The organism is Pontibacter ramchanderi (assembly GCF_002846395.1).
Lineage (GTDB): Bacteria > Bacteroidota > Bacteroidia > Cytophagales > Hymenobacteraceae > Pontibacter > Pontibacter ramchanderi.
In genome coordinates this window covers 1,399,459-1,421,555 of the sequence record NZ_PJMU01000001.1, presented here as the reverse complement: position 1 = coordinate 1,421,555, position 22,097 = coordinate 1,399,459, and the positions used below count along the sequence as shown (strand labels likewise).

At 42.8% G+C, this 22,097-nt stretch carries 10 protein-coding genes; 6 read left to right on the top strand and 4 right to left on the bottom strand.

The annotated features are described in order from the left end of the window. Positions 1–57 precede the first annotated feature (57 nt). Genes BD749_RS05945 through BD749_RS05925 form a run of 5 tightly spaced genes read left to right on the top strand, consistent with a single transcriptional unit; the run spans position 58 to position 10,476 of the window. Positions 58–3,351, top strand: a complete 3,294-nt coding sequence (locus BD749_RS05945; protein ID WP_101443412.1) for a helicase-related protein — start codon at positions 58–60, stop codon at positions 3,349–3,351. After that, the gene (locus BD749_RS05940) at positions 3,351–6,983 is read left to right on the top strand and encodes an Eco57I restriction-modification methylase domain-containing protein (RefSeq protein WP_101443411.1); all 3,633 of its coding nucleotides are present in this window, start codon (positions 3,351–3,353) and stop codon (positions 6,981–6,983) included. The genes BD749_RS05945 and BD749_RS05940 overlap by 1 nt, the downstream gene beginning before the upstream one ends. Beyond that, positions 6,976–8,727, top strand: a complete 1,752-nt coding sequence (locus BD749_RS05935) for an ATP-binding protein (protein ID WP_101443410.1) — start codon at positions 6,976–6,978, stop codon at positions 8,725–8,727. The genes BD749_RS05940 and BD749_RS05935 overlap by 8 nt, the downstream gene beginning before the upstream one ends. A gap of 1 nt (position 8,728) precedes the next feature. Beyond that, positions 8,729–9,580: a phospholipase D-like domain-containing protein gene (locus BD749_RS05930; RefSeq protein ID WP_101443409.1), complete on the top strand. Its 852-nt coding sequence runs from the start codon at positions 8,729–8,731 to the stop codon at positions 9,578–9,580. 32 nt (positions 9,581–9,612) lie between these two features. Beyond that, the gene (locus tag BD749_RS05925) at positions 9,613–10,476 is read left to right on the top strand and encodes a hypothetical protein (RefSeq protein WP_101443408.1); all 864 of its coding nucleotides are present in this window, start codon (positions 9,613–9,615) and stop codon (positions 10,474–10,476) included. A gap of 155 nt (positions 10,477–10,631) precedes the next feature. Here BD749_RS05925 and BD749_RS05920 read toward each other — a convergent pair whose 3' ends face one another. Further along, the gene (locus BD749_RS05920; protein WP_101443407.1) at positions 10,632–11,393 is read right to left on the bottom strand and encodes a hypothetical protein; all 762 of its coding nucleotides are present in this window, start codon (positions 11,391–11,393) and stop codon (positions 10,632–10,634) included. Beyond that, positions 11,386–15,681: a RecQ family ATP-dependent DNA helicase gene (locus tag BD749_RS05915; protein ID WP_180336329.1), complete on the bottom strand. Its 4,296-nt coding sequence runs from the start codon at positions 15,679–15,681 to the stop codon at positions 11,386–11,388. The genes BD749_RS05920 and BD749_RS05915 overlap by 8 nt, the downstream gene beginning before the upstream one ends. Positions 15,682–16,827: 1,146 nt before the next feature. On the opposite strand from BD749_RS05915, the gene BD749_RS05910 reads away from it, so the two are divergent. Then, on the top strand, positions 16,828–17,265 hold the full coding sequence (locus tag BD749_RS05910; protein ID WP_101443405.1) for a hypothetical protein: 438 nt from the start codon (positions 16,828–16,830) through the stop codon (positions 17,263–17,265). 63 nt (positions 17,266–17,328) lie between these two features. On the opposite strand, the gene BD749_RS05905 is transcribed toward BD749_RS05910, so the two are convergent. Both BD749_RS05905 and BD749_RS05900 read right to left on the bottom strand, forming a co-directional pair. Next, complete coding sequence (locus BD749_RS05905; protein WP_101443404.1) at positions 17,329–18,729, bottom strand: SusD/RagB family nutrient-binding outer membrane lipoprotein; 1,401 nt, start codon at positions 18,727–18,729, stop codon at positions 17,329–17,331. 11 nt (positions 18,730–18,740) lie between these two features. After that, entirely contained in the window at positions 18,741–21,965 is a 3,225-nt protein-coding gene (locus BD749_RS05900; RefSeq protein WP_101443403.1) for a SusC/RagA family TonB-linked outer membrane protein, read from the bottom strand. Positions 21,966–22,097 lie beyond the last annotated feature (132 nt).

Below are 22,097 nucleotides of genomic sequence, written 5' to 3'. Positions count from 1 at the left end.
TCATTTGATGAGTTTCATTGTGATTTTTGCAGCAGATAGTAAAGGGGGAGAATAAGAATGGCTACTAAATTTTTTACCAATAAAGAAGGCAAAACATTAATTAATAAGTTTGAAGGGATCTTCAATAATACACAAGTTCATTACTTTGATGCTTTAGTAGGCTTTTTTAGAGCATCGGGTTATTTCAGAGTAAGACCTCTACTAAAAAATGTTTCCAATATCAGAATTTTGGTTGGGATTGATGTTGACCACTTAATAAGTGAAGCAGCTCGAAAAGGGCTCGAGTTCAACTTTAATGCTGATGTAACAAGAGATGAGTTTATTACTGAGCTTAAAAATGATATTCAAAATGCCGAGTATAAGAGAAATGTTGAGGAAGGAATAATTGAATTTGTAAATGATATACTCGATAATAAAATCGAAATTAAAGCGCATCCAAGCCAGAAGCTTCATTCAAAAATATACATTTTCCGTCCTGAGAATTTCAATGAACATAATTCAGGCTCAGTAATCACAGGTTCAAGCAATTTATCGGAATCAGGACTTGAAAGGAATTTTGAGTTCAATGTGGAATTAAGAGATTTTGATGATGTTGCTTTTGCTTTAAAAACATTCAATGAGCTTTGGGAAGAGGGTGTAAGTATTTTACCTGCATCCATTGGAGATCTCAAAAAAGAGACCTACCTAAACGAAGACTTCACTCCTTTTGAAGTTTACATCAAGTTTCTCATAGAATACTTTGGGAAAAGCATTGAGTATGATCCAGAATCAGTAACAGATTTACCTAAAGGCTATAAGAAACTACATTATCAGATTGACGCAGTCAATGATGGATACAACAAATTAGTTCAGCATAATGGATTTGTGTTGGCTGATGTAGTTGGATTAGGTAAAACCATAATAGCTACAATCGTTGCCAAGAAGTTTTATTTTTCTAATGGCTATCGGACCAAGATTCTCATAATACATCCTCCTGCTCTGAAAAATAATTGGGAAAGGACTATTCGGGACTTTGAGGTACCGAACGTAACGCTGATTACCAACGGTAGCTTACATAAAGTTACTCACCCCGAAATTTATGATTTAATCATTGTCGATGAAGCCCATAAATTCAGAAGCGATGAATCCGAAATGTTCAATTTTTTGCAAAAGATTTGCAAGACTTCTAGAAAGAATCCTGCACCTGATGGCAGTAGAGAAAAGAAGGTGATTTTGGTTACTGCAACTCCGCTGAACAACCGGCCTGACGACATCCGAAACCAATTATACTTATTCCAGGATGCCAAAAACTCTACTCTAGAGATTGGAAACTTACAGCATTTTTTTAGGCCTTTGATTGAAAGATACGAGAAGCTTAAAAAGCAAAAAGATAAAGCAGTTATAGCTTCGGAAGTCAAAAAAATCTATGATGAAATCAGGGTAAAAGTTCTTGAACCTATCATTGTAAGGAGAACTAGAACCGATATTAGAAATACTGAAGAATACTGGAAAGACATTAAAGCACAAGGTTATACTTTTCCTGACATTGAAGCTCCCAAGCAGATTCTTTATCAAATGGATCAAGAGTTAAGTGATTTATATGATGAAACACTTCGGCAGCTAAAAGACACAAAGAATGGCTTGAGATATTTTCGCTATCAGGCAATCAAGTTTTTACCTGATGAAATAAAGAAAAAGTTTTTCAATAAAAACGCCGATGTCATTTCTGACTCATTGGCTAAAATCATGAAGACGCTTCTAGTTAAGCGTATTGACAGCAGTTTTGAAGCTTTCAAGATGAGCTTAAAACGTTACCATGAAGCTAATACTGCCATGATGAAAATGATCGAAAACGGCAGGATCTTTATTGCTCCTAAATTGGGGGTAAACGAGTATATTCTTAATGATGATGAAGAAACACTACAAGCCATACTTGAAGACACTCAAGACCCAAATATCATTCAAGCATTTTCTATAGAAGAGTTCAATTCAGAATTTATTGAGGGCATCTACCATGATCAACTGGTACTTAACAGATTAATTGACAGCTGGGGCAAAATTCAGCAAGATCCCAAATATGATGAATTAGTCTTCCGGCTTCATAATGAATTAATGAAGAATGACATCAATGACCATGGAAAACTTATTCTCTTTAGCGAATCGAAAGAAACAACTGAATACATAAGCAACAGGTTAAAATCAGATGGCTTTGAGAAAATATTATCAGTTGATAGTAGTAACCAAAAAGATTTATCTGATACCATTGCTGCTAACTTTGACGCAAATCTGAAAGTTGGGGAGCAAAAGAATGATTTTGATATCATTATCACAACTGAGGTTCTGGCAGAAGGTGTAAACTTACATCGCTCAAATGTAATTGTGAATTATGATATTCCTTGGAATGCCACTCGTTTAATGCAGCGTATCGGACGTGTAAATCGTATAGGAACGCCTTCGGACAGAGTATATATCTACAACTTTTTTCCTACCGCTAAGACTGATAATGAAATAGAGCTGAACAAGAAGGCATATATAAAACTACAAGCCTTTCACTCTGCATTGGGCGAAGACAGCCAAATTTATTCTGATGATGAAGAATATGGTACTTTCGGGTTGTTTGAAAAAGTACCCGAAGAAGATAGAGATGAAAGACTTATCTTCCTAAATGAACTGAGGAAGTTTAGAGATGAACAACCAGAGCTTTATAAGAAAATTCGAGACCGTGTCCCCAAGAGAGCAAGAACAGGACGAAGCGATAAAAGCCGTAAAGAAACTTCCTTGGTGTATATCAAAAATCAGAAGCGGGATAGCTTCTACTATATCAACAACAAACTAGAGTTTGAGGAACTTACTTTTGTTGAAGCAGCCCGAATTTTTAAAGCACATATAACTGAAAAAGCAGTTAAGCTACATCATTTACATCACGACCAAATCGGAACAGCCCTGCAAACTTTCAGAGAAGAAGAAAATCTTGCTGCGTTGGGTCAGGCTGGAACGGTAAAAATGGGTCCGAACGACCAGAGAGCAATTGAATACCTGCATGGACAAATACATTTTGACTTTGTAAGTGCTGATGAAAAGGAGTTACTGAATGCTGCTAAAGCCGCTATTTCAAAAGGTAAATTTCAAAAATTGCCAAGAGAAATAAACAAATTAGCAAAAGAGCGGAAAGAACTTTCAGATGACTCAAAGAAGAATCCTACGGTAAAGCCTATGACAAACGTTGATGCTTTCCAAAAATTGGTCAAAATTCTTAAAGCCTATCCGTTAATTGATGCTATCAAAGAAGACGAGCAGCTACCGAAGCCAAAAAAGGTTGAAACCAAATACAATGCACCACAAATCATCATATCAGAATCATTCGTAGGGTAATGACAAAAGAAGAATTACACGAACACTTAAGATCAGAATATACAAGGGATAATTGGAAGAAGATTATAAACGCGATCTTCCCCAACCGGGATTTTTTTGCTACCGAGCAAACATTGCCATTTACTAAAAATGTACAGAAAGATAAGTGCTTATCTATAATTCGTTTTGGCAATGTGTTGTTAGACGATGGCAATCAATTGGCTTTGTATGATATAACATTAAAACCAGAGTCGATAAATTTAATTCGCAACCGTGTCGGCCTACGGAGTTTAGTAGATTCAGAAATAATACCTGGAATTGTAGATGGAGCATTAATAGTTTATCACTATCCTGAAAAAAATGAAACGGACATAAATCTTTCGTTACCACAAGACTGGCGATTTTCATTTTATTCAAAATCAAAATATTGGGATGATGAAGGCAATGAGATAAAAAAAGAAACTCATCCTAAACGATATACCTATGTATTAGGCAAAGGCGAAACCTGCATGACGCCTCTTGAACGCTTCTGGCATTTGGTAGAAAAGCGAACACGCACAATCAAAGATGTTTTGGAAGCTTTCTCAGTTGAAAAAGTTTCAAAAGAGTTTTTCATTAAGTATAAAAAGCACTACCAGTCATTTGTTGATTGTCTTAATGATTCACCATATAAGTCCAACATTTTTGGGAGCAATGAAAAGGCCATTCGCGACTTTGTAAAGAAAATGTTAGGTAGAATTGTCTTCCTACAATTCCTGCAAAAAAAGGGTTGGTTAGATGTTGCAGTTGACAAGAATTACGGTGAAGGCAATAAAAAATTTTTAGCTGAATTTTTTGCTGCAAATAATAGTGACGCCTTTTACACCAGTTGTCTTGTTCCCTTGTTCTTTGAAACATTGAACAACCCAAATGATGAAATTTTCAAGGTAACGAACACTAAGTTCCCTTACCTTAACGGTGGTCTATTTGAACGAGACGAAATTGAAAAGCAGGCGAAAGCTGATTTCATCGTTTTCAAAAAAGAGTTGTTTGAAAACCTGTTTTCTTTTTTTGGCGAGTATAATTTCACTATTGATGAAAGTACACCTGATGATTTGGATGTAGGTATAGACCCTGAAATGCTCGGGCATATTTTTGAGAACCTTCTGGAAGATAACCGAGAGAAAGGGGCATTTTATACGCCAAAGCTTATCGTACAATACATGTGTCAGGAAGTGCTGATTCAATATCTTGAACTGCACTTAGAAAAAAATGAAGCTATCGCCAATTTTATACGCTACAAAGACCGTGGTGATGAAAATGCCAAAGACAATTTTATCCGTAACAATGCTTCTAAAATTGATAAGCTACTAGATGATGTAAAGGTTTGTGACCCTGCCATTGGTTCGGGTGCTTTCCCTATGGGTTTGTTGCAGGAAATATTTCATGCAAAATTGGCTTTAGATTGGACACTACTTGACAAAAAAGGTGAAGTAAAACGTGCAATTATCCAAAACTCCATTTATGGAGTAGATAAAGACAAAGGAGCTGTAGATATCGCCCGTTTACGTTTTTGGTTAAGCTTGATCGTGGATGAAGAGGTGGAAAGTGGTAAAAAACCTAAGCCTCTACCAAACTTCGACTACAAAATCATGCAGGGTAATTCATTGCTCGAGAGCTTTAAAGGCTATTCTTTAAAGTATCACGACAAGAAGCAAGAACCTGAACAAATAGATTTGTTCCAGAAGCAAGCCCAAATCAACATCTTTCAAAAGAGCCATACCAACTTAGTCGCTCTTGAAAAAGACTTTTTCGATCCTAAAAATAACCACAGAAAAGAAGCAATCAGAACAGAAATTGATTCTCTGGTAGCTTATAGCATTGAAGAGTCGTTTAAAGAACTCATTTCTGAGAAAAAAAAGAACATCAGTTCTATAACCAAAAACCTAAAACCTGAGGGCTCTAAAGAGCGAAAGAAGCAGGATAAATTACTAGCCAGTCTGAATAAGGAAATTGATGAAGCTAAGGATGCTTTGGTCGAAATAAAGCCATATCTGCAGAAGGATGAAAAGCCTTGGTTTATGTGGCACTTGTATTTTAAAGACGTTTTTGACAAAGGTGGCTTTGACATTGTAATAGGTAACCCACCATATATCAGGCAGGAAAGCATTACCGACATAAAACCATACATAGAAAGAATAGACGGTAAACCCAACTATGAAGTGTATAACAGCACTAGTGATATTTATACTTACTTTTTTGAATTGGGACATAAAATTTTAAAGTCAGATAAAGGTGTCTTCTCTTTTATCTGCTCGAAGAAATATACCAGAGCTAAATATGGTCAAAACTTACGAAAATATCTCCTCTCAAAAACTCAAATAAGTGGATATGTTGATTTTAACGAGGTGCAGGTTTTTGGAGCAACTGTTGATACATCCATTATATTCTTTCAAAAACGTGAAGTTAATACTCTCAATTACACATTCTCTTTTTGTAAAGTTGTGAATGACCTCCCAAAGAATCAACCACTTATAAACTATATTAATGATAGTGGCTACATGTACCCGGCACATTACCTTGGTGATGAAGGTTGGACCTTTGGAGATAAAGATGTTGAAAATATTAAAGAAAAAATCAGCAAATCAGGTAAGCTTTTCAAGGACTGGGATTTCAATTCTTACCGTGGTGTTGTTACCGGCTTCAATAATGCATTCGTAATATCCGCAGAGCAAAAGGATGACTTTATAAGAAAGCATCCTGAAATAAGTGAATACATTAAACCATTACTAAGAGGTAGAGACATTGATAGGTTCATTCCAAGATTTCAAAACATTTATCTTTTATTTATTCCATGGCACTTTCCATTACATGAAGATGCTACAATTACAGGATCTTCAAAGGAAGCAGAATTAGCATTTATAAAGAAGTTCCCGTCAGTCTATAAACATCTAGAGACTTTTAAAAAGGAGCTATTGTCTCGAAATAAAACAGAAACTGGTATACGATATGAATGGTACGCTCTTCAAAGATGTGCCAGTACATATTATAATGAGTTCAGCAGAGAAAAGATTGTTTGGCTAGTTCTTACTGATAGGGCAAAATTTTGCATTGATAGAACAGGAGCATTTACAAATAACGCAGCGTTTATAATTACTGGCAATAATTTAAAGTTTGTTCTTGCTGTACTAAATTCAAAAGTTTCTGAATGGTATTACGATAAAATCACTAATAGCTCAGGGGTTGGAACAAATAAATGGGAAAAGGTTTACATTGAACAGATTCCCATTCCTGAAATTCCAAAAGCTGAAATGAGGCCGTTTGAGATTTTGGTGGATTACATCACTTTTATTAAAACATGTCATGAACGAATCAGTCCATACACTCCTAACGACCATATGGCTGCAAACTTTGAAGAATTGGCAGATGCCTGTGTGTATGAGTTGTATTTCAAAGAGCATATGCAGGAAAAAGGTATTACTGTGCTCAAAGAAGTAAACGAACTGCTAAAACCCATAGATCATCTGGATGAGATAACACAGGTAGACAAGATTTTAAACATCATCAATGTGGTCTATGACGAATACAAAAGCACCGACAACATTATCCGCCGACGCATTTTAGACTTTCCTGTAAAAAGTCCAGACATTATCAATATTATACAGAATGGCTAAGAAATACTTGCACAGTATAGAATTGCAGAACTTTAAGGCATTTCCTGATAATGCAGAAATCAAATTTAATGGTCGTCATGCGTTGGTTTTTGGCGTTAATGGTAGTGGTAAATCGTCCATTTTTTGGGCCTTATATACAGCACTTCAGTGTAGCAGTAAAAAACCGAACGAGCATAAAAAGTATTTTGAAAAAATTGATCCGCTTTCTCAAAGCTTAAGAAATGTTTATCAAAAAGACGAAGTGGATTCTTTCGTTCAATTAAACTTCAAAGAGAAAAACAGTAAAACATTTCATTCCTTTAAACTCTCTGAAACAGATGATGAATGCAAAGATACATTCATCAAACAGGTAAATTCATCTAGTGAATTTATTACGCATAGACTTCTTCTAAATTTCAGCAATTTCAGAAACTCAGAACCACTTAACCTTTGGCCATTTTTCTGGCGAGATATTATTCCATTTGCTCAAAGCAGTACTGGGGTTAATCTTCTTGAGCTTTATAACAAGATTCTTGATGGTTTAACAACAGAAAAAATTGCCACACTTAATAAGTGGCGAACGGAATTTAATAATGCTCTGGAAGATCTTATTGACCCTCTTAAATTAAAGGGAAGTACAAGCTTAGTTAGTGATTATTATAATGATTATCTGGCAAGGAATGGAGAGAAAGCTGTTATTGGAGTTTACGTTGAAAGTGCATTGGCGGAAATTGACAAGAAACGTCAGTTGTCGCAAATCAAAATCCACTTAACTTCAACATTTGGTGATGCCAATACAGGGTTGATTAATATCGGTAAACCACACATCTTTTTTAATGAAGCCAGAATAAACGCTATCGCATTAGCTATTAGGTTTGTTTTGATGGAGGTCAGAAAGAAGAATAATATTGCAGGTCATGAAGATGATTTGAACTTGTTAGTATTAGACGACTTACTAATAAGTTTAGATTTAAATAATCGCCTAAAAGTAATTGATTTGATAATTGACAAGTATTCTGATGATTATCAAATTATAATTCTAACGCATGAAAAAGGCTTTTATAACGAACTAAAAAGGAAAATCCACGACAATATTAGCAAATGGCAATTAATGGTTTTTGAACCAACTCCAATTCATGAAAACCCGAAAATCAGATATGACAGGAGTGATTTACTTACCAAAGCGATTGACAATTATAAAAATGGAGATTATGAAGCTTGTGCGTTGTATTTACGAAAAGAGACAGAATCAATACTTGGAAAATATACTGACCCGGAACTGAAATACATTTGGGCAAACACAAGCTGGACAAGCCTCGGTTCAATGATTGAAAAGGTAATAAATTCTACAGACGAATCAGCATTAATGGTAGACCTAAGAAGACTTGTTTCTAGGAATGATATTACAATAGAGGAAATGGAAGATTTAAAACAAGACTTAGATAGCAATGCAAAATATGATGTTTCTCAAGAAACAAAGATTAGAAGGGGCGAGCTCAAATCATTTAGAAGACATTGGACTAACTTCCTTATCAAATTAAAGAACGAAAAATCAAAATCAGAAGAATTGAATGAGTTAGTTTCACAGATTAAAGTAATAAAGAATAGATGTTTGAATCCAGGTGCTCATTTTAATGAATCACCTCTTTTCAAAGAAGAAATTGAGGAAGCAATTGAAACCGTGATTGAAATCAAGAAATTACTTGCTAACCAAAATGTAAAACTTTATATCAAACGCTGCAAAGAAGCAGGAATGAATATATAATATGCGTTCATCTGTACACTTTAGTAATATCAGAAATGAAATTATTGGGCAACTCAAAAAAGCTACCCGAGAAATCAAAGTAGCAATTGCTTGGCTTACAGATGAAGATATTATCAGGACACTAACACAAAGAGCAGAAGGCGGATTGAATGTAACTGTTGTAATGAGTGAATCCAAAGAAAACTTCCGTAACATTTCAAAGTGGAAAGACTTTTTGAGGCACGGTGGCAAATTACATATCGCTACTCCCAAGTTTCTGCATCACAAGTTTTGCATCATTGACAACAAAACCATTATTAACGGATCATATAACTGGACTTATTTTGCTCAAAGCAATGATGAAAATATCCTGGTTATTACGTTAGACACTGCCATTCACGAAGACACCAAATTGCTGACTGCATTTGAAGCCAAACATAAATTCTTTTGCGACAAAGCATCGCAATTAATGAATGAAATTGCGGATTTAAATCAATTTAAAGAACAAGGTAAAGTTGCTGCATTATTGCTTGCACAACTTGACGAAGATGAAATCCGACTAAGACAGGAGTTAGAAGATGATGTAAAGAAATCATTTGATGAAGCTTTGAGAATTGAAATTCCAATCAGCATTTTACTTTTAGAACGAATGAAATTAGACGGAGGCGGAGTGGAGTTCATTAAACGGATCCTTCATGATGAAATGACTTCAGGTGAAATGAAGTCGGGGTTTAGAAAACTAGAAGAACCAATTCCTCACAGAGTCGACCTCTCATTGGAGTACTTAGTATCTAGGCCTAAGTATCAAAAATTATTTAGTGATAAAGAAGTAGAGTTTTGTAAAAAGTTAATGTCAGCATATAATCTCTGTTAATATCATTTCTGATAAAATATACTCTTAAGATTATGCAGACTTTTTTTTGCAGACATTCGTCATCACTTGATATTGACGTTGATACATTTAATTTTTTGTGGGACAATGACTACATGGCAATTCATTACCCACATACTAAAAGTAGTAATGGATATAAGGATACTGAAAGTTTAAATCCAAATGATTACGATACTTCTGGAAAGAAAGCATTAAATGCTCTTATAAATATTTCTAAGAATGGAGGATATATCTTCTGCGTGTATGAAAATAAACGCAACTATAAAATTGGTTTCGTAGCCCCTAATACAAAGATTGAGCTTATAAAAGGAAAGTGGGGAAATAAAAATGGGGTTGGAAATAGGGTAGCAGTTTTAAAAGGTTTAAAATTTAAGTCAAGCTTAACTCTTAATAGTAGTGAAGCTATTTCACTCACTTGTGCACAACCACGACAAGGAACACTTTGTATTTGGAGAAGCACAGGTGCAAGAGTAAAGAACATCTTTCATGGTAAAATAAGTAGTAAGATTTTAGGTGATTTAACTCCAGACTTACAGGAAGTAATGTGTTCTGAATTTTTGAGAGTGCACTCGGATGACCGACTACCTAGATTGGTTTCTTTGCTTACACCTGTAGGTAGGACAATGAAGGATGTAGATATAGTTGGGATTTCTGCAACTGGGACTAAAATTTTTGCTCAAGTAACATATAGTAAAGAACCTCAATTTAAGATAAACAAGTTATTGAAGTACCGAAATGAGAATAACGTTCTTATTTTATTTAGTAAAACAGATAATCCTAGAGATGAAAAGAATATAATCATCTATTCGATTGAAAAAGTTTTTAATGAATTTATTTTAACTGAGGTGGGGCGGAATTGGATAGAAAATATAAAATAAAGTGCTACACAACAGCGAATAGGATGCATGAAACAACTTCTGTTTTATTTTTGATAAAATAAATAGTAGAAACTCACTCCATTCTACTAAAAAAGTATGATGGCTTTTTTGTTAGGTTAACCTTTTCCTAAATATTAACTACTCATTAAGTCAAACTACGCCTCATTTACCTTACCCTCATATATTAATCTTTTACCTACTCCTCTAAGTGAGTTTTCACCTCGTTGGAAACATGAAGACAGGAGCTGCAAATCATTGGTGTATTTTAAAGCCTTATTTAAAAACTCTAGTTCTTTTGCTGACCAAGGTTCATATGCTCTTGCATAAACAGTTCGTGCCTGGATGATATAGTCTGAAAGGAGCGGGGGATGCTTTTGTATACCTAATTCAGTTATTTTTTCTTTTAATTGATTAATACCTTTATCTGATAGGGTACAAAATGTCGGTTGCTCAAAATAATCAACATTGTCCCACGGTTTTACTTTCGGAGCAACAACCAGAGCCGCTGAAATGTCGTGATTATCTTTTGCTAATTGAGCTATCGTTGGTTTTAGGGATGTGTAAGTAAACTCATGTCTTAGTGAGCCATAAAGTGCATGCTGTGTAATCTCACTGTTTTTGAACTGCTTGCTGCCCAATAGGTATTTTGTTAGCTTACTTACAGTGGGTACCAAACTAGCAACTTTCATAACTCCTATCACAGCCATCACATTTTTTGCATCCACTAAACTTGTCAATTTAGGGCTAAGCTGCTGATTCGGAATAGGCTTAACATTTAGTGCATCAAGTGCCACCTGTAAGGCTCTGATAACTTTCCGCTCGTTCAATATAGATTCATTCTCTAAAAGTTCACCGGTGAAAGGGGAACATCCTTCGGCCAATGCATCCAGAATAATATAAGCCTCTTCTTTATTCATATTCGCAACTAGTAAGGGAAGAAATATCTATGCCGTATTTGTCTAGATTAGACCTGTTAGTTTGTCTTGTAAGAAAGAGCCTTGGCAAAACCACTCGGTATTCTTTCCCATAGTCCTCACAATACCAAACTACAACATGCGCTATTTCGGCGCTTTGCAGGGTATAGCCTTGTGCATGTAATTTCGCGAGCTCTTGTTTAAACTTCTGAGAGAAGGCTACGACAGGGGCAGCTGAGAACAACAAACCAGCTGCGGGTTCTTTTGATAACTCCAGAGACGTACCGGCCTTTAGTTGTCTAACCACTTCTTTAGTATGCGGCTGCTTATATAAACCTAGTTTCACATCTTTCATACTCGTTTCCAGTTGCAGCTCTTTCGGCGCCGGGTATAGGGTATGGTCTTCGGCTCTCGTCAGCTGATCAACTTTTATCTGGTCAAAATAAGACTGGTCGGTATGTATATGCAGGGATTGCCTGGCTCGGGTAATGGCCACATATACAACGCGCTTATTCGACTCTTTCTTCAGCTTGTAATTTTTTAGTAGCAAAAACACATGGTCAAATTCCTTTCCTTTGGCCTTGTGCATAGTGGATACCAACACCTTGTTCGCCTCCGGGTAAATAAAATCCACGGCACGTGCCTCCTGTACATAAGCCAGCCAGTCAGACCAAAACTTCCGTTCGCCACTTGTTCGCTCAAATTCAGCTATCACGTCTAAGCTCAGGCTTAAATTTGTTGAACCGGCAAACTCCTGCTCGATCCTGGTGCGACTTTGATTCCAGTCCTCTTTTGTGATAAAGCCAAGCTCGCTGCTGACTTTATCCCGAATGTACCAGCTGAAACACTTTAGCTCCAGCAGCTGCCGCAAAGAGAAGCCATCCTGCGCCATGATCAGGCGGGTAGGAATATGATGTTGAAGCAACAGGTTTTGTACCAGCAAGGCTTCCTCGTTGGTGTGCGTCAATACGGCTACGGTGCCTGTGAGCTTTTGCTTTACTACATCCTGCACCAAAGGAGTCACCAGGTCAGAACTCGGCTTGTAACGCGTTAGGCAAATATCCCCAAAGGTCTGCTTATAGGCCCTTAGGGGCATTGCGGCTTTTAGCCTGTCGGACTTGAAAAGCTTAAGGAACTGATTAGAGAAGCTCACCAAGTTGAAGCGGGCCCGGTAGTTAAGGCTAAACAGGTATGTTGTTGCCTGCTTGTCCCGTACAAAATCACGCATAAAGGACACGGAAGAACCTCTGAACTCATAGATGTTCTGATCATCGTCTCCGACTACGATCACCCGCACATCATCTGCCAACTCGATAATCTTGTTCAGGAAGTCGTACTCCTGCTGGCTGATGTCCTGGTACTCATCTACCACAATCACGCTCTTGCACTTGAGCCGGTCGCTTGGCACATCGTCATTTGCCAAACCTTCTGTAGCCTGTTTGATCACATTGTCAGATTTCTTCAGATCCCCAACGCGGCCCAAAAGCTGAAAGGCGAAGCCGTGGTAGGTATAGATGTCAATGTGATAGGCAGATTTTCCGATCAGCTTGTGCAGCCTTTCTTTAAACTCGGTGGCGGCAGGGCGGGAGAAAGTCAGCATCAGGAACTGCTCCGGCTTAATGTCTTCCATCATCAGCAAAGCGGCCACCTTGTGCACCAGCACCCGCGTTTTACCACTGCCAGGCCCGGCACCTACTAATATGTGAGGGCTCTTGTTGTCTTTGATGACTTGCATTTGATCAGGAGAGAGAGCCGCAAAGATTTCCCGATATTTCTTATCTGTAATAGGCTGTTTCAGCTTACCCTTTTCATTTCGGAAATGCCGCTGCACAAAGTTTTCGTAGCCCAGGCGGAAATAGTCATCCACGAAGCTAAGTGCTTCGATGTGGTTGCGGAGCTGCTTTTTAGCATACTCGCCTATGATATGGATCTGCTCTACTTTTTTCTCATAATGACGCTCCAGTTTGCTGTAGTCTTCAATGGTGTACTGCTTACGGTTATCCTCTATGAGCCGCTCAATGGTCATCGGGTTATAGAGTACAAACAGACCACCTTCCAGTTTGATGGAGCCAATGATGTGCAGGTATAGCAGGTCAGCCTCATACTCCGTAAGGGAGGCTTTAGGGAGCATGATGTTATTCCGCTCCACCTGCTTTTTCATCTCCACCATCGAGAATTCGAAGGCAGCCTCATCCTGCTTCTGTTTGTTGGCTATCTCGAGCGCGTTCTGTTGGCACAGCCACTGCACGACGTCAGCTGCCCGGGTAAGGCGCTCATAGATTGCCTTTTTTATCTCCTGCTTCTCTTTACGGAAGCCAATGCGGTAAAGCAGGGTATGGGCATCTATCCGTTCTTTCTTGATGTAATGCTTGTGCTCCCAGAATTGCAGCAGGTTTCGGATGGCCTCTATGGAACTGTCATCACATCCTTTGTCGATCAGCTTTTCATTGATGTCCCGCAGGTGCATCTGGAAGACAGCAGGTGATTCATCAGACGGTAACAATACCTCCAGTAGCGCCTTCTCCAGTTTTGCATAGCGCTTGAAGCAACGCTCAGAGTTCTTCTCGCTTCGGGCAGGATTGATGAGTGCTGTCAGATCTCTGGTATCGCCAAGCAAACCGAGCTCCTTGAAGTGAAGCAGGATTCTGACTACTGTTTCTTTTTCAATACCCAAATGATCAGAAAGCGCGTCAACCATCGTGTCTTCGCGGGAGATGAGGTACTGAAAGATCCTTATAGCCTGTTGCAGTTGATCGCCCGGAAACTTATCCGTATTGGCATGTATGATTTTATTCGCCGCTTCTACATTGCGCACCAGGATACTTTGGGCAAATATCCGGGGCGAGTTCATTTGCCGCTTAAGGTAGCCTACATCTTCCAACGCAGCTATGGCGGCCTTTACCTGCGTTTCCAGGTTCATCATGTCTGTGTCCCAACCCGCCTGCTTAGCCAGTTCCAGGGCCGATTTCGTGAACTTGAGCCGCTTAAAATCTTTTACCGCTTTCCATATCTGACCCACTTCTTTTTTGGAGAGCTTGGTTTGGTTTAAGAGGGCAAAGTGGTCGTTCAGGTCGTTCTCGTCGAAGAGCAAATGGCAGTCAGCCTGTAAGTCAGGCTTTCTTCCGGCACGACCTGCCTCCTGCAGGTAGTTCTCCAGCGAGTCGGAGATATCATAATGCACAACCAGCTTTACGTTTTCCTTGTCAACGCCCATCCCGAAAGCGGAAGTGGCCACAATCACATTGGTGTCGCCGGCCATAAAGCTGTCCATAATTCTGATCTTCAGATCAGACTCCATTCTGCCATGAAAAGCCGCTGCTTGAATACCTGACTTTTTAAGCTCTTCGGCAACAAATTCTGCCGTTTTGGTTCGGTTTACATACACGATGGCCGGCTCCGTCATGTCCTGCAACAGGTCTTTTAACTGCTGTAGCTTGGCTTCCTTTCCTTCAGCTTTTGAGGCATTGTAGGTCAGGTTTTTACGAGAGGCATTGGTTTGGTACAGCTTGAGGTCCAGGTTTGTCTGCTCCTTGAAATACTTAATAATGTCCTGCACCACTTCAGGCTTAGCCGTTGCAGTAAAGCAGGAGACAGGTATAGGATGTTGTAGGTTCTTAGCTTCAGCCAGCTCCTTTAAGAAGCGGCCGATATACAGGTAATCTACCCGGAAGTCTTGTCCCCAGGAAGAAAAGCAGTGGGCCTCGTCGATCACAAAGCGTTCGATCTGTCTGCCTTTAAGGAGCCGGTAAATAGTATTGGAGCGCAATGACTCAGGTGATATGTATAGTAGCGTTGCACCACCCTCCTGCACCGTCTGAATAGCATCGGCACGTTCCAACGGAGAAAGCAGTCCATTGATGGCCACGGCAGTCGTGATGTCGAAGCGGTTTCGGAGCACATCCACCTGGTCTTTCATGAGCGCCTGCAGGGGAGAGATGACGACGGTTAATCCCCGGTTTGCCTCCCCCTTCATAAGGGCAGGCAATTGAAACGTTAGCGATTTACCACCACCCGTCGGGAAAATTGCCACGAGTGATTCGCCCCTTAAACCAGCCTCCACTACCTGCTGTTGCAGTGGAGTTTGCTCACTCTCGGTAAACTTCCGGAACCCCTCATATCCAAAGTATTTCTTAAGACCTGCTACCGACGAAAGATACTTTTCGCAATAGTGGCAGGAGGGCCGCTGACAGGAAGTGCCTCTGAGCTGTTGCAGAACAGTAACGATCTCCGGAAATCGGTGCAGGAGCCAGGGAGGAATGATAGAGCCTTGGTCTGGAGCATTAAGGAGCACAAGTGCATAAGCTAAAGGCACAGGCTGCTGGTAGATGAGTGGAAAAAGACCTGCGTTCGTGCAGATCCTGTTATCAAAAAAGGATTGTATGTCCTCTGCCAATGAATCATTTACTTGTACTGAATTGTCTTCATCCAACAGCTCAAAAAAAGCACGAAAGGCTTCCTGCTTGCAGAGTAGCCGGTAAATGATTTTCCTTAATTGAGCAGAAAGATTGAAGTAAGCGCTAATGCAGTCCTCCAACAAATCAGCCGCTATTTTTGAGTCCTCTACCGGGTTGTTATAATGCTCGCTAACTAACCGGTAATCCTTTACAAGCCGGTGATAAGGCCTATTTGGGAAGAAAAGTGGAGAGAGATAGAGCGTATCAATGAACCGCTTACGAAAGAAACTCTCAGATGCACCGGCAGCTTTTAGAATAGGGAGGTCGTGCGCCAGAATGTTATGGCCGCAAAGGAATTTAGCCTCTTGCTGAAACTGCTCAAAGTTGTAGACAGATTGGGAATGGAGGATCCGACCTTGAAACCAAGATCCAATACTTTGAATCCTTTTTTTAGGCTGCAGGCTTACTTCCAGGTCAAAAAAGGCGACGTGCTCCATTAGGTTCAGGCCCTTGGTAATAAGAAAGTATATTACTGCAAAATAAATAATATATTGTTAAAACACTATTAATATTAGTGCAATTCTTAAGAGCAGTTCTTATCCAGCTCATTTCATAATTAACTTTTTATACTAGTAAGGCTTAAACTTATCAGTTTTATCTAATATCATAATTCAGTTTTAGTGTAGGAAATTAGACCGCTATACCTGGATTATACCCCTCCCCGGTTAAAAAGAACTGCCACTCCCAGACCTCATCGCTCCGATCACCATTCTAATTACCTTCATATCTTGTGTGGTTTATGTATACCTGTTTGTTCCGTGTAAATACGGAATTAGGCATATGTAGCTGCTTTTTGTTAAAAAAAGTGCAAAAAATACTGGGGATATCGTGGCAGAGAGCTACTTTTGTGGAACAGGATCCTTTTTCTTTAAGAAGTTTTTATTCAATTACTTAAGGTTGATGACTGCGCTGGAAAGCCGGGCTCCTGCCTACTATTTACTTTTTATCATCAACCCTTGCTCATATAGCAGGGTGCAATTTTAATGATGCTTACCAGTACCCCTTCCGAAAACCTGCAGCAGGTATATCTGCTCTCAAACGATTTTGTAGAGATCATACACGATGCCCTGCACGCTACGTTGCTTGTGCGTTGGCTGCGGCCCGTGCAGAGCCATGAATACCGCTTGGGTATAGAGGAAACAGGGCGTGTGTTGCTCAAACTGGGGCTGGAGAAACTGCTTGTGAACAACCAGCGGATGGGCGTGCTAACAATGGATGACCAGGGTTGGCTGGCAGCCATCTCGATCCGGATGATCTCGCAGAGCAACCTGAAGCAGCTAGCTATTATCTCTTCTACCGACTTCTTTCAGCAGCATACAAACGAGAAGCTCGACAGCCGGGTAAAAGAACAAACGCCTTTCTTCGATACCCAGTACTTTCTCATGGAACGGGAGGGGATGGAGTGGCTCAAAGGATGCTAAACAAAAAGACCGCTCCCAAACCAGGGAGCGGCCTTCTCTTACACACTCAAACAAACAGATTTTCTATTTATCCCACCAAACGCGGCCATACAGGTTGTCCTGTCCGCCGAACTGGCGCTGCACTGCCTCGTTATAGCTTGTGGTGTTGTTAAATGCCTCGTTGGCCGGGTAGCTGTTGCGGCGTGGCACAGCACGACCACCGTCAGGTTCCACCAGATTGGCAGGGTAGCCAGTGCGGCGCCACTCGGCCCAGGCTTCGTAGCCGTGCATAAACAGGTGGATCCAACGCTGCGTTGCGATCTGCTCGATCGCATTGTCGGCGTTATAGGTCACACCTTCCTGGCTCAGCAGGGTCGAAGCGCCAGCTGCACTGCCTGTCCACTGTAACAGCGATTGCTCAATGGCTTTGTTGTAGTTAGCTTCTGCTTCGGCGTCACCGCCTGGTATCCAGCCACGCTTGGCGGCTTCGGCCTTGGCAAACAGGGCCTGAGCGTAGGTCACCAGTTGGATGTGCGCGTCCTGCTTCCAGATCGCCTGGCCCAGCAGCGAGTAATTGGTCACGTTTGGCAGACCCTGCACGGTGCCATATGGCAGGCCTCTGTACTCGCCTGAGGTCCGTGCCGGCGCGCCGTATACCTGCAGACGCGGGTCATTTACCGGTTTCAGCTTATTTACAAGCGTTTCCGTCAAAGCCCACCACTCGCGGTTCTGGTTCGATACCTGCCCATACCAGTAGTTCTGGTTGTTGGCATCGGCCAGGTGGCGGAACACCAGGTTATCGGCGTTGGAGGTCATGATGCCGGCCTGCAGCGCCTTGTTAAACTCGGCGGCTCCCTTAGTCGGGTCTACTTCCGACAGGCGCAGGGCCATCAGCATCCGGATGGTGTTGCCCAGGCGCTTCCACTTATTTACATCTCCGTTGTAAATGATGTCGTTGGAAATGTTACCGGCCGTGATCTCGTTGTTTGCCTGCTCCAGCATAGCGAACAAGCTGTTGTAGATTGACTCCTGGGTGTCGTACTTCGGCGTGAAGTTTTCGACGCCTTGCAGGGCCTCACTGTACGGCACATCGCCCCAACGGTCGGTCACGTGCCAGTAGTAGTAGGCCCTGAGGATCTTGGCCACTGCCAGTTGGTTATTGATCGGGCCTTCGGTTGTGCTCAGTTTAGCCGTTGTCAGCACGGTTTCCAGGTTCATAAGCGGCCCCTGGTAGATCCAGTAAAAACTGGTACCGCCGTCGGGGTAGAGGGAGGCTCCCGGGTACTGGGTCTCGGACAGGTACTGGGCATGGAACTGGGCCGCAGGCGTGGCGCTCAGGCTCGACAGCGACAGCTGCGCATTGGCAATCAGCTGCGTAGCGGTGGCTGCGCTTGGCTCGTTCGGGTTAATGTTGATGTCCTCGTCAAACTTATCGCAGCTGGCCAGCATAAAGCAAGACAAAAGCACTGCATATATTTTCTTCATTCTCATCTTCCTTATAAAGTAATGTTTAGGTTAATGCCGTACGAGCGAACCGAGTTGTTCATGCCGGACTCGTACCAGCTTATGGACTGCGAACCGGTCGAGATCTCAGAAGGGTCGATGCCCTCCGGCGCCTTCTGCCACAGTTGTGCTACGTTACGGGAGATCAGCGCCACGCCCACACTCTGGAACGGCAGGCGGCCCAGCATCGACTTATCCAGGGTGTAGCCCAGGCGAAGTTCGCGCAGCTTGATGTAGGAAGCGTCGTAGAGCCACTCCTCATACACACGGCGGCCTACCACGGTGTTGTAGTAAGACTGTGCGTTCACGTAGTTAGAGGCCGGCTGACCGCTCACATCCACGCCATTTACTTTTGTGCCTGGTGCGTAAATGCCTTCCACTTTCACACCACCGCCTGCTTCCAGGGCGTCGCGCACGTTCGCGCCACGGTCGTTGGTCGCCACCGTGATCGGGTCCTGACCGGTACGCACGGCCAGCATTTTAGAGCGGCTGAAGAACTGGCCGCCAAACTGGTAGTCGATCATGGCTGAAAGGTCGAACTTCCATACCTTGAAAATGTTCTGCCAGCCACCTGTCGCGTCAGGCTGCACCGTGCCAAAGTTGTGGGTAGCGTCCGTGTACAGCGGCATGCCATTGGCTCCGATCAGCTTCTGGCCTGTGGCCGGGTCGCGCTGGTAGGCCTGGCCCACAAGGCTACCGTAAGGCTGCCCAACGTAGTGGTTGAGGTAAGAAGTAACAGAGGAGTACGTGGTTGAGTATTGCGTGAGCACGTCGATGTCCGGGTGAAGCTCCACAATCATGTTGCGGTTGCGGTTAGCATTAAACACTGTGTTCCAGGTGAAAAGGCTTGTCTGGATCGGTGTGGCGCTGAGCACCACTTCTATACCCTTGTTCCGGATAAGACCGGCGTTGATGGTGGTGCTGCTATAGCCGCTGGTGCCGGAAATTGGCAGGCGCAGGATCTGGTCTTTGTTCTTCTGCTGGTAAAGCGTTACGTCAAGTCCCAGACGACCGTTCAGGAAGCGCATATCAAGACCAGCTTCATACGAGTGCGCGAAAGATGGCTTTACGTTCGGGTTGTTCAGGTTATCCGGTACAAACAGGGTGTTCACTGTCGGAGGACCACCGTACACGGTTCCTACGCTGTAGAAAGGCGTCGTTTCGTATGGCGACAGGTCAGAACCGGCCTGTGCGTAGCTGGCCCGTATCTTACCGAAAGACAGCGGCGACCAGTCGATCAACTCACTGAAGACCATGCTGCCAGACACCGATGGATACCAGTATGAGTTGTTATCTGGCGGCAGGGTAGAGGAGATGTCGTTGCGCAGGGAGGCATCAACGAAGTAGGTGTCTTTATACCCCACAGAAGCCATGCCGTACAAGCTGCGGATCTGCTTGCGTCGGAGCGTCTGGTTAGTCGTAGGGCGGTCAATGGAGCCTTTGATGTTGTAGAAGCCTGGGTTGGCGAGTCCACCTTCAGAAGCCATATAGAGGGCTGTGTAGCGGGTGTCGAAAATGTTGCCACCGGCATTCACGTTCAGCGAGAAGTCGCCAAACTCTTTGGTGTACTGTGCCAGCAACTCGTAGTTGGTTTCGCGGCCCTGGTACTTACCGGTCGTGAAAGCAGGCACTCTTCTGCCCCCGAAGGCCTGGCGCGTTTCGATGTTCTGGGTATAGCTGTCGTTGCGCACAAAGCCGCTCACTTTCAGCGAAGGCAGAATCTGGTAAGTCAGTCCCACGTCGCCGAATACACGCTCACGGTTGTCGTTGCTGATGTTTTCGTAAGCCTCAAAGTAAGGGTTGTTCCAGTACAGCGGGTTGAAGTTGGTGATCTCGCCTGTGGTGGTGCTTGGTCTGCGCAGGTTCCAGTTCAGGAAGGTGCCGTCTGCATACCTGTAGTTCTTCATGCGCTTCATGTCCACGTTACGCTGGAACCACTGCACCATGTAGCGGGAGCCGTACTCCGAGCCCTGCGCAGGACGCTGGGCATTGTTGCGGGCATAGTTAATGTTGGTAGACACCATTAACTTCTTGGAAAGGTCCAGGCTGCCGCTCAGGCCCACGTTGTTGCGATTCAGCCAGGTGTTAGGCTCCACACCCTCCACGCGGGTATCATTCACGCTTAGTCGGAAGGTGCTGTTCTCGTTGCCACCTGTGATGGTCACCCCGTTGTTCAGGTTGTAGCCTGTCTCGTAGTAGTCTTTGATGTTGTCAGGATGCGGTACGAACGGCGTGAGCTGGCCGTATTCCGGGTCCTGTGGGTAGAAGCTGAAGATCTGACGAACCGGTGTGCCGTCCATTTTAGGGCCCCAGCTTTCGTCCACGGACATGTCTACGTATTTGTCGCCGTTTGGCAGGGTGCGCCAGGTCTGGCTCGAGCCGCCACCGTACATGTTCTGCAGTGGCATAAAGTTCACAGCCTTTTCTACCGAGAAGGCCGAGTTGATCTGTACACCTACTTTCTTCGGACCTTTCTGGCCTTTCTTGGTGGTGATCATGATCACACCGAACTGGCCGCGGATACCATACAGGGCAGAGGCCGCAGGGCCTTTCAGCACGTTGATCGATTCGATGTCCTCTGGGTTGATGTCCTGTGCCAGGTTGCCGTAGTCTGCCTGGTCGGCTCCGGCGAAGTTGGCGTTGGAGATTGGCGTGCCGTCCACCACGATCAGGGGCTGGTCGCCACCGTTGATCGAGTTCACGCCCCGTATCTTAATCTTTTGGGTACCGCCCATGCTGGCACCAGAGGAGCCCGTTACCTGCACACCGGCCACTTTACCAGCCAGGGAGCCGAGCACGTTCTGCTCTTTTGTGAAGGTCAGGTTATCGCCCTGTACCTGTTGGGTGGCATAGCCCAGCGAGCGCTCGCTGCGCTCAATGCCTAGTGCGGTTACCACCACCTCGTCCAGTTGGCGGGTGTCTGTTTTTAGGCTGACGTTGATCGTGCTCAGGTTGCCCACGGCCATCTCCTGGGTAACATAGCCCAGAAAGCGAAAAACCAGGGTGGCGTTGGCATCAGGCACCCGAAGCTGGTAGTTGCCCTCGGCATCGGTGGCAATACCGGTTGTTGTGCCTTTAACGGCCACGCTCACTCCGGGCAGGCCAGTACCTGTGGAGGCGTCTGTCACCTTGCCGCTCACTGCCCTCTCCTGGGCAAAGGCGCTGGCGGACCAAAGCACCATAAGCGGTAAAATGATCGAGAGTAATTTTTTTCCCATAATTAGATAAGTTGTTATAAAGTGGTGAGGTTAGATATGTTGAATATAGGATATATTTAATTAATATAAAAGAATTAATTGTTATAACCTTGTGCGTTTTTGTGCAAGCATAAAAAAACACCCTGCATCAGG